The 12,762-nt window shown below is 67.1% G+C and carries 13 protein-coding genes; 11 read left to right on the plus strand and 2 right to left on the minus strand.

Going from position 1 to position 12,762, the window contains the following annotated elements:
- Window positions 1-22 precede the first annotated feature (22 nt).
- The 3 genes from fusA to LJ657_RS21680 all read left to right on the plus strand — a co-directional run bounded on the left by fusA (window position 23) and on the right by LJ657_RS21680 (window position 4,935).
- Window positions 23-2,149: an elongation factor G gene (gene fusA / locus LJ657_RS21670; RefSeq protein WP_232650412.1), complete on the plus strand. Its 2,127-nt coding sequence runs from the start codon at window positions 23-25 to the stop codon at window positions 2,147-2,149.
- 179 nt (window positions 2,150-2,328) lie between these two features.
- On the plus strand, window positions 2,329-3,522 hold the full coding sequence (gene tuf / locus LJ657_RS21675; RefSeq protein ID WP_062706810.1) for an elongation factor Tu: 1,194 nt from the start codon (window positions 2,329-2,331) through the stop codon (window positions 3,520-3,522).
- Between the two features lie 276 nt (window positions 3,523-3,798).
- Window positions 3,799-4,935: an acyltransferase family protein gene (locus tag LJ657_RS21680; protein WP_232650413.1), complete on the plus strand. Its 1,137-nt coding sequence runs from the start codon at window positions 3,799-3,801 to the stop codon at window positions 4,933-4,935.
- Between the two features lie 116 nt (window positions 4,936-5,051).
- On the opposite strand, the gene LJ657_RS21685 is transcribed toward LJ657_RS21680, so the two are convergent.
- Window positions 5,052-6,419 (minus strand): S41 family peptidase, encoded by a 1,368-nt coding sequence (locus LJ657_RS21685; protein WP_232650414.1) that lies wholly within the window; start codon window positions 6,417-6,419, stop codon window positions 5,052-5,054.
- Between the two features lie 122 nt (window positions 6,420-6,541).
- On the minus strand, window positions 6,542-7,714 hold the full coding sequence (locus LJ657_RS21690) for a right-handed parallel beta-helix repeat-containing protein (protein WP_443735562.1): 1,173 nt from the start codon (window positions 7,712-7,714) through the stop codon (window positions 6,542-6,544).
- Between the two features lie 602 nt (window positions 7,715-8,316).
- Between LJ657_RS21690 and rpsJ the strand changes: the two genes are divergently transcribed.
- Genes rpsJ through rpsC form a run of 8 tightly spaced genes read left to right on the plus strand, consistent with a single transcriptional unit; the run spans window position 8,317 to window position 12,758 of the window.
- On the plus strand, window positions 8,317-8,625 hold the full coding sequence (rpsJ, locus tag LJ657_RS21695) for a 30S ribosomal protein S10 (RefSeq protein ID WP_003948644.1): 309 nt from the start codon (window positions 8,317-8,319) through the stop codon (window positions 8,623-8,625).
- A gap of 17 nt (window positions 8,626-8,642) precedes the next feature.
- Entirely contained in the window at window positions 8,643-9,287 is a 645-nt protein-coding gene (gene rplC, locus LJ657_RS21700) for a 50S ribosomal protein L3 (RefSeq protein ID WP_007384065.1), read from the plus strand.
- A gap of 7 nt (window positions 9,288-9,294) precedes the next feature.
- Window positions 9,295-9,951, plus strand: coding sequence for a 50S ribosomal protein L4 (rplD, locus tag LJ657_RS21705; protein WP_232650415.1), 657 nt, complete (start codon window positions 9,295-9,297; stop codon window positions 9,949-9,951).
- A complete protein-coding gene (gene rplW / locus LJ657_RS21710; RefSeq protein ID WP_232650416.1) occupies window positions 9,951-10,370 on the plus strand; it encodes a 50S ribosomal protein L23 in 420 nt (139 codons plus the stop codon). Before rplD ends, rplW begins: the two co-directional genes overlap by 1 nt.
- A gap of 38 nt (window positions 10,371-10,408) precedes the next feature.
- Window positions 10,409-11,245: a 50S ribosomal protein L2 gene (gene rplB, locus LJ657_RS21715; RefSeq protein ID WP_232650417.1), complete on the plus strand. Its 837-nt coding sequence runs from the start codon at window positions 10,409-10,411 to the stop codon at window positions 11,243-11,245.
- A 12-nt stretch (window positions 11,246-11,257) separates the two neighbouring features.
- Window positions 11,258-11,539 carry a 30S ribosomal protein S19 gene (gene rpsS / locus LJ657_RS21720; protein ID WP_030930516.1) on the plus strand — a complete coding sequence of 94 codons (282 nt, stop codon included), beginning with the start codon at window positions 11,258-11,260 and terminating at the stop codon, window positions 11,537-11,539.
- A 44-nt stretch (window positions 11,540-11,583) separates the two neighbouring features.
- Window positions 11,584-11,931 carry a 50S ribosomal protein L22 gene (gene rplV / locus LJ657_RS21725; protein WP_003974262.1) on the plus strand — a complete coding sequence of 116 codons (348 nt, stop codon included), beginning with the start codon at window positions 11,584-11,586 and terminating at the stop codon, window positions 11,929-11,931.
- Window positions 11,931-12,758 carry a 30S ribosomal protein S3 gene (gene rpsC / locus LJ657_RS21730; protein ID WP_232650418.1) on the plus strand — a complete coding sequence of 276 codons (828 nt, stop codon included), beginning with the start codon at window positions 11,931-11,933 and terminating at the stop codon, window positions 12,756-12,758. Before rplV ends, rpsC begins: the two co-directional genes overlap by 1 nt.
- Window positions 12,759-12,762 lie beyond the last annotated feature (4 nt).

Raw genomic sequence — 12,762 nt, forward strand, 5'->3', positions numbered from 1 at the left:
ACCGAGAGAAGACCGAAGCCTTATGGCTACCACTTCACTTGACCTGGCCAAGGTCCGCAACATCGGGATCATGGCCCACATCGACGCGGGCAAGACGACCACCACCGAGCGGATCCTGTTCTACACCGGTGTGTCGTACAAGATCGGTGAGGTCCACGACGGCGCTGCCACCATGGACTGGATGGAGCAGGAGCAGGAGCGTGGCATCACGATCACCTCTGCTGCCACCACCTGTCACTGGCCGCTGGAAGACGTCGACCACACCATCAACATCATCGACACGCCGGGCCACGTCGACTTCACCGTCGAGGTGGAGCGTTCGCTGCGCGTGCTCGACGGTGCCGTGACGGTGTTCGACGGCGTCGCCGGCGTGGAGCCCCAGTCCGAGACGGTGTGGCGTCAGGCGGACCGCTACGGCGTCCCCCGCATCTGCTTCGTCAACAAGCTCGACCGGACCGGTGCCGAGTTCCACCGGTGCGTCGACATGATCTCTGACCGCCTGGGCGCTCAGCCGATCGTGATGCAGCTCCCGATCGGCGCCGAGGCCGACTTCAAGGGCGTCGTCGACCTCGTGACGATGAAGGCGTTCGTGTGGTCCGCCGAGGCCACCAAGGGCGAGATGTACGACATCGTCGACATCCCGGCCACGCACACCGAGGCTGCCGAGGAGTACCGCGGCAAGCTGGTCGAGGCCGTCGCCGAGAACGACGAAGAGATCATGGAGCTGTACCTGGAGGGCGAGGAGCCTTCCGTGGAGCAGCTGTACGCCGCGATCCGTCGTATCACCATCGCGTCCGGCAAGTCCAAGGACACCACGGTCACCCCGGTGTTCTGCGGTACCGCGTTCAAGAACAAGGGCGTCCAGCCCCTGCTCGACGCGGTCGTGCGCTACCTGCCCTCTCCCGTCGACATCGAGGCCATCGAGGGTCACGACGTCAAGGACGCGGAGACGGTCGTCAAGCGCAAGCCGTCCGACGACGAGCCGCTGTCCGCGCTGGCGTTCAAGATCATGAGCGACCCGCACCTCGGCAAGCTCACCTTCGTCCGGGTGTACTCCGGCCGCCTGGAGTCCGGCACGGCCGTGCTGAACTCCGTCAAGGGCCGCAAGGAGCGCATCGGCAAGATCTACCGTATGCACGCGAACAAGCGTGAGGAGATCGAGTCGGTGGGCGCCGGCGACATCGTCGCCGTGATGGGTCTGAAGCAGACCACGACCGGTGAGACGCTGTGCGACGACAAGGCCCCGGTGATCCTGGAGTCCATGGACTTCCCGGCGCCGGTCATCCAGGTCGCCATCGAGCCCAAGTCGAAGGGCGACCAGGAGAAGCTGGGCATCGCGATCCAGCGCCTGGCCGAGGAGGACCCGTCCTTCCAGGTCCACTCGGACGAGGAGACCGGCCAGACCATCATCGGTGGCATGGGCGAGCTGCACCTCGAGGTGCTGGTCGACCGTATGCGCCGTGAGTTCAAGGTCGAGGCCAACGTCGGCAAGCCGCAGGTCGCCTACCGCGAGACGATCCGCAAGGCCGTCGAGCGCGTGGACTACACCCACAAGAAGCAGACCGGTGGTACCGGTCAGTTCGCCAAGGTGCAGATCGCGATCGAGCCCATCGAGGGCGGCGACGCCTCGTACGAGTTCGTGAACAAGGTCACCGGTGGCCGTATCCCGAAGGAGTACATCCCTTCGGTGGACGCCGGTGCGCAGGAGGCCATGCAGTTCGGCATCCTCGCGGGCTACGAGATGACGGGCGTCCGCGTCACGCTCATCGACGGTGGCTACCACGAGGTCGACTCCTCCGAGCTCGCCTTCAAGATCGCCGGTTCGCAGGCGTTCAAGGAGGCCGCGCGGAAGGCCAGCCCCGTGCTGCTCGAGCCGATGATGGCCGTCGAGGTCACCACGCCCGAGGACTACATGGGTGAGGTCATCGGCGACATCAACTCCCGCCGTGGTCAGATCCAGGCCATGGAGGAGCGGGCCGGTGCCCGCGTCGTGAAGGGCCTCGTGCCCCTCTCGGAGATGTTCGGCTACGTCGGAGACCTCCGCAGCAAGACGTCGGGTCGCGCGAGCTACTCGATGCAGTTCGACTCCTACGCCGAGGTTCCGCGGAACGTCGCCGAGGAGATCATCGCGAAGGCCAAGGGCGAGTAACCCACTGCGTTAACGCTCTGCGTTCACACGCCTTAGGCTTGACTCCGGAGCCTGCCGGGGCATTCACCCGCATTCGTCACCGTTTGCGAGTGGTGTCCCGGGGCCCGGGCACTAACAGCAAAGATCACCTGGCGCCGATGAAGTAAGGCGTACCAGAACCACTCCACAGGAGGACCCCAGTGGCGAAGGCGAAGTTCGAGCGGACTAAGCCGCACGTCAACATCGGCACCATCGGTCACATCGACCACGGTAAGACGACCCTCACGGCCGCCATTACCAAGGTGCTGCACGACGCGTACCCGGACCTGAACGAGGCCTCGGCGTTCGACCAGATCGACAAGGCTCCCGAGGAGCGCCAGCGCGGTATCACGATCTCCATCGCGCACGTCGAGTACCAGACGGAGACGCGTCACTACGCGCACGTCGACTGCCCGGGTCACGCCGACTACATCAAGAACATGATCACCGGTGCTGCCCAGATGGACGGTGCCATCCTCGTGGTCGCCGCCACCGACGGCCCGATGCCGCAGACCAAGGAGCACGTGCTCCTGGCCCGCCAGGTCGGCGTTCCGTACATCGTCGTCGCCCTGAACAAGGCCGACATGGTGGACGACGAGGAGATCCTGGAGCTCGTCGAGCTCGAGGTTCGCGAGCTGCTCTCCGAGTACGAGTTCCCGGGCGACGACCTGCCGGTCGTCAAGGTCTCGGCGCTCAAGGCCCTTGAGGGCGACAAGGAGTGGGGCCAGACCGTCCTCGACCTGATGAAGGCCGTCGACGAGAACATCCCGCAGCCCGAGCGTGACGTCGACAAGCCGTTCCTGATGCCGATCGAGGACGTCTTCACGATCACCGGTCGCGGTACGGTCGTCACCGGCCGTATCGAGCGTGGTGTCCTCAAGGTCAACGAGACCGTCGACATCGTGGGCATCAAGCAGGAGAAGACCACCACCACGGTCACCGGCATCGAGATGTTCCGCAAGCTGCTCGACGAGGGCCAGGCCGGTGAGAACGTCGGTCTGCTCCTCCGTGGCATCAAGCGCGAGGACGTCGAGCGCGGCCAGGTCATCATCAAGCCCGGTTCGGTCACCCCGCACACCGAGTTCGAGGCCCAGGCCTACATCCTGTCCAAGGACGAGGGTGGCCGCCACACGCCGTTCTTCAACAACTACCGTCCGCAGTTCTACTTCCGTACGACGGACGTGACCGGCGTCGTGACCCTCCCCGAGGGCACCGAGATGGTCATGCCGGGTGACAACACCGAGATGAAGGTGGAGCTCATCCAGCCCGTCGCCATGGAAGAGGGCCTGAAGTTCGCCATCCGTGAGGGTGGCCGGACGGTCGGCGCCGGCCAGGTCACCAAGATCAACAAGTAAGTCTGCTGATCTGACCTGGTAGCTCCAGCGCGAGCTCCTGAAGGGGCCCGTACGACTTCGGTCGTACGGGCCCTTTCGCTTGCCCCGCGCCCCTCCCGCGCCGGGAGGGCCGACGCTCGCACGGTGAAGTCTCGGCGAACCTTGCGGGACGACCCATCGAGGCTTGGACCAACTCCGCGTTTCGGATGCCCCGAATGTTCCTGTCTGCTCACTGCGGGGCGGTGGTGACCCCCTAGCGTGAGGGGTCGGAACAGGCAGACACAGGGATGGTCGTTGATGTCCACGATGGTCGACCGGCCGACGCGGCAGTTGCGGACGGCGCAGGTACGCCGTCAGCCGGCCCCGCTCCGCCGCGAGCGCCCTCGCCTGTACGCCATCGACGGCATCCGTCTCGTCGCCGCCCTGATGGTGGCCGTGCACCACTACGCCGGCAGCTGGCGCGTCGACCAGCCGGACAACGCCGTCTGGGGCCGGCCGGTCTCCGACACCATGCCGGCCGTCTTCCACTTCGCCGCCTACGGCTGGATCGGCGTCGAGATCTTCTTCGTGATCAGCGGCTTCGTGATCTGCATGTCCTGCTGGGGGCGCACCCCGCGGGAGTTCTTCGTCTCCCGGGTGATCCGCCTGTACCCGGCGTACTGGTTCGGGATCGTCTTCACCACGGCCGTGCTGGTCGTGGCGCCGGGGGTCTGGAACCGGCTGAGGCTGCGGGACATCCTGCTCAACTTCACCATGCTGCAGTCGGGTTCGGGTGTGGCGAGCGTCGACGGCGTGTACTGGACGCTCTGGTCGGAGCTGCGCTTCTATCTGCTCTTCATGGTCGTCGTCGCCACCGGGCTGACGTACCGCAAGGTCGTGATCTTCTGCTGTGTGTGGGGCGCGGCCGCGATGCTCGCGCCGGTCGCGGACTTCCACCTCCTGACGCTGGCCGCCAACCCTGAAGGCGCCTGGTTCTTCATCGCCGGTCTCGGCCTCTACCTCATGCACCGCTTCGGCCAGGACCTGCTGCTGTGGGGGATCCTCGGGATGGCGTGGCTGATGGGACAGCGGCAGCTGGGTCTGAGGATCGACAACACCGAGCATGTCTCCGGCTGGCGGGGGAGCATGGCGATCTACACCGTGTTCCTGCTCGTCATGGTCGCGATCGCGCTCGGTGCGACGGATCGCGTGCGGTGGAAGTGGCTGGTCACGGCGGGGAGCCTGACGTATCCGCTGTACCTGATCCACTACGTGGCCGGTACGACGCTGATCGGGGAGCTTCGCGGCACGATGGATCCCCGGCTGCTGGTTGCCGGCGTGATCGCCGGATTTCTCGTGCTGAGCTGGCTGGTCCACCGGCTCGTGGAGCGGCCTGTGGCGCGAGTGTTGAAGCGGGGGCTGGATACGTCCTTTGCGCGGTTGCGCACGGCGTAGCGCCCCCGCGGGGCCGCCGTGGTCGGCCTTTTGTCTGCGGGTGCGCTGTGGCTGGTCGCGCAGTTCGCCGCGCCCCTCGGGGGCGGCCGAGCCGTAGCGGACTCCGCGCACCCTGCTCAGCGCTTCAGTCCGCTCACCGCTCGGTCGAACGCCGAGTCCCGGTTCTGTGCGAACTCCTGCCTCGTGAAGACCGGCTCGGTGATCTGGGGTGGGATGCCTGTGCCGTCGAAGGTGTGGCCCGTGTGGGTGAGGAACTCCTCGTTGGGGAGCCAGGCGGTCATGGCGTTCGGGAGCTTGCGGGCCATGACGTCCGAGAAGACGCCCTGTGTGGGCTGCCCGATGCGTGTCGTCCTGCCGGGGCGGTCCATCAGGGCCTGGGTGAAGGTCTCGCCCGCGCTCACCGTGGAGCCGCCGGTCAGGACGGCGACGGGGCCGGTGTAGCGGGGCGCCCGGGCGGGGATCACGGGTACGGGCTCGGGGCGGGTGTGCCGGGTCGGGTCGGCGGGGTCGTTGCGGGCGCGCTTGGCGTAGGCGACGTAGGGCCGGTCGGTGAGGCGCTCGGCGATGTGGATGCCGAGGCTGTCGGAGCCGCCGCCGTTGATGCGCAGGTCGATGATCAGCCCCGGCAGGCGCCGGACGCGCTCCGCGGTGAGGACGGCGTCGAGCGCCCTGTCGAGTTCGGTCAGGTCGGCGGCGTACGAGCCGTTGTCGGCGGCCGTGTACCCGCCGAAGCCGGAGATGCGCAGATATCCGGGCCCGCCGTCGGGCAGATCGGCGTAGGTGATGCGGCCGGCGGCGAAGTCCCGTCGGTAGGGGGCCTTCGCGAGGTCGCGCCCGACGATGAACTTCTTGACCCGGGCGTCCAGCTGCTTGGTGGGTACCTCGGTGCCGGGGCGGCCCTGGGCGAAGACGCGGGCGCCGTCCTGTACGGCGACATGGGCGTCGTGGAGCGGGGCGACCATCCGGGTGAAGACGTCGGAGAGCTCCGAGCGGGTCGTGTCCCGGTGGATCCGCGGTCGGTAACGGTCGCGCACGGTCTGCCAGTCGATGCCCTTGGCGGCGAAGAACGGGTAGTTCTCCTCGAAGGACTGCCAGAAGACGTCGAAGGCGGTACGGGGATCCTTGGGCGTCGGCCGGGTGCATTTCCCGGGCAGCGCCCCGATCCGCCGCAGCTGCCGGTGGCCCACGGAACTGTCCGCCGACAGCTGGGCATGATCGCGGTCGCGCCCCGGGCGTACGGTCAGCACGGTGCCGTCCGCCGTGTACGTCCCCGGGCCCGTCTGCCGCGCGGAGTCACCCTTGAGGCAGCTCACCGAGGTGGTCTGGTACTCCTGGTAGAGGCCGTGGCCGAGGGCGAGGACGGTGCCGTAGCCGTCCATGCGCCACAGGCCGTCCGTACCGGGTGTGCCGGTGTCGGCCACGGCGGCCGGTGCGGCTCCCGCCACCAGGGTCAGGATGACGGCGGTGGCCGTGACGATGCGCACGAGTTGTCCTTCCGGTGGGTGCGGGCTGTGCAGCCACCGTGGCCCGGGCGGCTTCCCCCGGACCATCCGGCGAGCCGGTGTATCGGGGTGGGGGAAGCCCCAGGGAGTTCAGAAGTCCCTGGTCACGGAGTCACCACCTTGCCGCCGAAGGTCACGGCGAGGGAGCCGTTCGAGGCGAAGGACCAGCCCAGTGCGCCCGAGTACGACGCGCAGCGCGAGCCGTTCGTGCCCGTCCAGAACTGGTTGGAGCTGTCGGCGTCACCGGCGGTCTTGTCGTTCGAGCCGCTCACGCCGAACCGGCACGAGGTGTTCGTCCGGAACACGGACGTCCCCTTGTCGAACGAGAAGTTGCGCTCGGCGTTGTCGATGCCGACGTTGTTCGAGATCGCCATCGTGCCCGGATTGCTGTTGTAGGTGAAGCCGTGGTGGCCGTTGCGGTAGGCGATGCTGTGCCGGACCACATGGTTGACGGCGATGTCGTCGCCGCCGAGCTTGTAGCCGTTGCGGTCGCCGTTGGCGTTCTGGGTGCCGTCGGTGAGGGTGCCGTTGCCGTAGGAGAGCGAGTACTCGATGGTCACCGGGCCGATGGCACCCGTGTCGGTTTTGGTGTAGAGGTCCCAGCCGTCGTCGATGTTGTTGTGGGACACGTCGTAGCGGAACACGTTTCCGGTGCCGGTCGTGAGCTTCGCCGCGAAGCCGTCCGCGTTCTCGCCGCCGGAGTCCTCGTTGTCGTGCGACTCCGAGCTGACGATCAGGTTGTTCGACGGCCACTGGCTGCTGGGCGTGCTGGAGGAGATCCGGCCCAGCTGCAGGCCCGTGTCGCGGTTGTACGCCGTCACCGTGCGCTCGATGACGTTGTTGCTGCCGCCGACATAGATCCCGTTGTCGCCTGCGTGTTCGACGGTGAGGCCGTACACGTGCCAGTAGTCGGCATTCAGCTGGAGGCCGCGGTTCGACGAACTCTCGCTCTGCGCCGAGAAGTTGAGCACCGGGGTCTCGCCCGGGTAGGCGGACAGGGTGGTGCGGGCGCCGGAGGTGCCGTTGCTGCCGGCCGGGATCGTGATCGTCGACGAGTAGGTGTAGGTCCCGCCGCGCAGATAGATGGTGCCGCCGGACGCGATGCGGCTGATCGCGGTGGCGAGCGTGGTGGGGGCGGACTGCGTGCCGGCCGCGCCGGCGGTGCCGCTCGGCGACACGTACTGCGTGGTGCTCGCGGCCTGAGCCGGGGTGCCGGACAGCGCGACGAGCGCGCCGGACAGCAGGCTGACACACGCGATGAGGGGTCTCACTTGCATGGTGGTGCCTCCGGGTTCGTCCGTGACCAGGGGTGCCGTGCAAGGGAAAGCGCTTTCCGATGGTGCCGAGTGGGAACGTAAGCGCCTGCTATGAACGCGTCAATAGATAAGAGGTTGATTCTTATTCACGGACATGAACAGGGTGAGGGCTCGTCCGGGGCTCGACCGGCGCGCTTGGAGGGTGCGGGTTTGACCTGCGTCACCCTGGGGGTATTCTCTCCGGCTCGATTGGCCAGGCCCCTGTCCCGTATGGCAGACTAGCGGGGTTGCTCGGTCGAGTGTTGATGCTGCGCGCCTCCCGCCGGGAGGACCGGAAGCGAGTCCCACAGTACTCGTCGCCCTAACTGCCGTAAGGCAGCACTGGGGCGGACGTACGGGAATCTTCCGGGAAGTGTCAGTGCGGCACCGGCCAGGCACCCGGTGGGCCTTTCGCCCCCGGTCTGCGGTTCCGGAAGGGCCGTGTGTATTTCCCGGCAGGGATGTTCGGACAAGGGACATCTGTGTCAGCGGGAGTGCGACACGCCCGACCGCGTGGGTCGGAGAGCGGAAGTCAGGAACGCCGGGTTCCAGAGCGTTACAGAGAACAGGACTACTGAGTAGCCATGGCGGGACAGAAGATCCGCATCCGGCTCAAGGCCTACGACCACGAGGTCATCGACTCCTCGGCGAAGAAGATCGTCGAGACGGTGACCCGCACTGGTGCGTCGGTCGCGGGCCCGGTGCCGCTGCCCACTGAGAAGAACGTGTACTGCGTCATCAAGTCGCCGCACAAGTACAAGGACTCGCGCGAGCACTTCGAGATGCGCACGCACAAGCGCCTGATCGACATCCTCGACCCGACGCCCAAGACCGTTGACTCTCTGATGCGACTCGACCTCCCGGCCGGTGTCGACATCGAGATCAAGCTCTAGGGGCCGGTGATCTGAGAATGGCTAAGCAGATCAAGGGCATCCTGGGCGAGAAGCTCGGCATGACGCAGGTGTGGGACGAGAACAACCGCGTTGTTCCGGTCACCGTCGTCAAGGCCGGCCCCAACGTCGTCACCCAGGTCCGTACGAACGACGCCGACGGCTACGAGTCCGTCCAGATCGCGTTCGGCGAGATCGACCCGCGCAAGGTGAACAAGCCCCTCAAGGGCCACTTCGCCAAGGCCGACGTCACTCCCCGCCGCCACCTCGTCGAGATCCGTACCGCTGACGCCAGCGAGTACACCCTCGGCCAGGAGATCACCGCCGAGGTGTTCGAGGCCGGCATCAAGGTCGACGTGACCGGCAAGAGCAAGGGCAAGGGCTTCGCCGGTGTCATGAAGCGTCACAACTTCAAGGGCCTCGGCGCCGGACACGGCACCCAGCGCAAGCACCGCTCTCCCGGTTCCATCGGTGGCTGCGCCACCCCGGGCCGTGTGTTCAAGGGCCTCCGCATGGCGGGTCGCATGGGCAACGAGCGTGTCACCACCCAGAACCTGACCGTCCACGCCGTTGACGCGGAGAAGGGTCTGCTGCTCATCAAGGGCGCGGTTCCCGGTCCGAACGGCGGCCTCGTCCTGGTCCGCACCGCGGCCAAGGGGGCCTGAGGTACCGATGAGCACTGTTGACATCCTTTCGCCTGCGGGCGAGAAGACCGGTAGCGTCGAGCTCCCCGCGGAGATCTTCGGCGTGGAGAAGGTCAGCATCCCGCTGATCCACCAGGTCGTCGTCGCGCAGAACGCCGCTGCCCGTCAGGGCACGCACAAGACCAAGACCCGTGGCGAGGTTCGCGGTGGCGGCAAGAAGCCGTACCGCCAGAAGGGCACCGGCCGCGCCCGTCAGGGCTCGACCCGCGCCCCGCAGTTCGCCGGTGGTGGCGTCGTGCACGGTCCCGTGCCGCGTGACTACTCGCAGCGGACCCCGAAGAAGATGAAGGCCGCGGCCCTGCGCCACGCCCTCACCGACCGGGCCCGCCACAACCGCATCCACGTCGTCTCCGGCGTGATCGAGGGCGAGAACCCCAGCACCAAGGCCGCTCGCACGCTGTTCGGCAAGATCTCGGAGCGCAAGAACCTGCTCCTGGTCGTCGAGCGCGCCGACGAGGCCGCGTGGCTGTCCGCCCGCAACCTGCCCCAGGTCCACATCCTGGAGCCGGGCCAGCTGAACACGTACGACGTGATCGTCTCGGACGACGTGGTCTTCACCCAGGCCGCTCTCGAGTCCTTCGTCGCCGGCCCGAAGGCCAACGACACCGAAGGGAGCGAGGCCTGATGGCTACGCGTCACCCGAGCATTGCCTCCAAGGCTGCGAAGGCCGCCAAGGCCGCGCGCGTCGCCAAGGCGCGTCGCCACGCCGCCGAGGGCAAGAACACCGTCGAGACCCCGCTGAGCAAGTCGTACACGGACCCCCGTGACGTCCTGCTGAAGCCGGTCGTCTCCGAGAAGAGCTACGCGCTTCTCGACGAGAACAAGTACACGTTCATCGTCGACCCGAGTGCCAACAAGACCCAGATCAAGCAGGCCGTCCAGGCGGTCTTCTCGGTCAAGGTCACCGGGGTCAACACGATCAACCGGATCGGCAAGCGCAAGCGCACCAAGAGCGGTTTCGGTCAGCGCGCGGCCACCAAGCGCGCGATCGTGACCCTCGCCGAGGGCGACCGTATCGACATCTTCGGCGGTCCGACCGCGTAAGCGGGTCGGATCGTCCGATATCGGACGAGGACTGAGAAATGGGAATCCGCAAGTACAAGCCGACTACGCCGGGCCGTCGTGGCTCCAGCGTCGCCGACTTCGTCGAGGTCACGCGGTCCACGCCGGAGAAGTCGCTGGTCCGCCCCCTGCACAGCAAGGGCGGCCGTAACAATTCCGGTCGTGTGACCGTTCGCCACCAGGGTGGCGGACACAAGCGCGCCTACCGCGTGATCGACTTCCGTCGTCACGACAAGGACGGCGTGCCGGCGAAGGTCGCGCACATCGAGTACGACCCCAACCGCACCGCGCGCATCGCGCTGCTCCACTACGCGGACGGCGAGAAGCGCTACATCCTGGCGCCGAAGGGCCTGACGCAGGGCGACCGGATCGAGAACGGTCCCGGCGCCGACATCAAGCCCGGCAACAACCTGGCGCTGCGCAACATCCCGGTCGGTACGACGATCCACTCCGTGGAGCTTCGTCCGGGCGGCGGCGCCAAGTTCGCCCGCTCCGCCGGTGCCTCCGTGCAGCTGCTCGCGAAGGAGGGCTCGATGGCCCACCTCCGCATGCCGTCCGGTGAGGTCCGCCTGGTCGACCAGCGCTGCCGCGCCACGATCGGCGAGGTCGGCAACGCCGAGCAGAGCAACATCAACTGGGGCAAGGCCGGCCGCAAGCGCTGGCTGGGCGTCCGCCCGACCGTTCGTGGTGTGGCGATGAACCCGGTTGACCACCCGCACGGTGGTGGTGAGGGCAAGACCTCCGGTGGTCGCCACCCGGTCAGCCCCTGGGGTCAGAAGGAAGGTCGTACTCGTTCGCCCAAGAAGGCGTCGAACAAGTACATCGTCCGCCGCCGCAAGACGAACAAGAAGCGCTAGGAGCGGGTTTAGATGCCGCGCAGTCTCAAGAAGGGGCCCTTCGTCGACGAGCACCTCGCCAAGAAGGTGGATGCTCAGAACGAAGCCGGTTCCAAGAACGTCATCAAGACCTGGTCCCGTCGCTCGATGATCGTCCCGGCCATGCTCGGCCACACGATCGCGGTGCACAACGGCAAGACCCACATCCCGGTGTTCGTCACCGAGTCGATGGTCGGCCACAAGCTCGGCGAGTTCTCGCCGACCCGCACCTTCCGGGGCCACGTCAAGGACGACCGGAAGTCGAAGCGCCGCTAGTAGCGGATCGCATTCAGACACGTAAGTAACTGAGAGGGACAACCATGGAAGCCAGGGCCCAGGCGCGGTACATCCGCGTTACGCCCATGAAGGCCCGCCGCGTGGTGGACCTTATCCGTGGCATGGACGCCACGGAGGCTCAGGCTGTTCTGCGATTCGCTCCGCAGGCAGCCTCCGTGCCGGTCGGCAAGGTGCTCGACAGCGCCATCGCCAACGCCGCGCACAACTACGACCACACCGACGCCGACAGCCTCTTCATCTCCGAGGCGTACGTCGACGAGGGCCCGACCCTGAAGCGGTTCCGTCCGCGTGCCCAGGGCCGTGCCTACCGGATCCGCAAGCGGACCAGCCACATCACCGTGGTCGTCAGCAGCAAGGAAGGAACCCGGTAATGGGCCAGAAGGTTAACCCGCATGGGTTCCGGCTCGGTGTCACCACGGACTTCAAGTCCCGCTGGTACGCCGACAAGCTGTACAAGGACTACGTCAAGGAAGACGTCGCCATCCGTCGGATGATGACGTCCGGCATGGAGCGCGCCGGTATCTCGAAGGTGGAGATCGAGCGCACCCGTGACCGCGTGCGTGTGGACATCCACACCGCTCGTCCGGGCATCGTCATCGGCCGCCGTGGCGCCGAGGCCGACCGCATCCGCGGTGACCTCGAGAAGCTCACGGGCAAGCAGGTCCAGCTGAACATCCTCGAGGTCAAGAACCCCGAGACGGACGCTCAGCTGGTTGCTCAGGCCGTCGCCGAGCAGCTCTCCTCCCGCGTCTCCTTCCGCCGCGCCATGCGTAAGAGCATGCAGTCGGCGATGAAGGCCGGCGCCAAGGGCATCAAGATCCAGTGCGGTGGCCGCCTCGGTGGCGCCGAGATGTCCCGCTCGGAGTTCTACCGCGAGGGCCGTGTGCCCCTGCACACGCTCCGCGCGAACGTGGACTACGGCTTCTTCGAGGCCAAGACGACCTTCGGCCGCATCGGTGTGAAGGTCTGGATCTACAAGGGCGACGTCAAGAACATCGCCGAGGTCCGCGCCGAGAACGCTGCCGCCCGTGCGGGTAACCGCCCGGCTCGCGGTGGCGGCGGCTCCGACCGCCCGGCCCGTGGTGGCCGTGGTGGCGAGCGGCGCGGTCGCAAGCCGCAGCAGGCTGCCGGCGCCGAGGCCCCCAAGGCCGAGGCCCCCGCCGCCGCTCCGGCTGAGAGCACCGGAACGGAGGCCTGACCGA

Source organism: Streptomyces guryensis (assembly GCF_021261325.1).
GTDB classification, from domain to species: Bacteria; Actinomycetota; Actinomycetes; order Streptomycetales; family Streptomycetaceae; genus Streptomyces; species Streptomyces guryensis.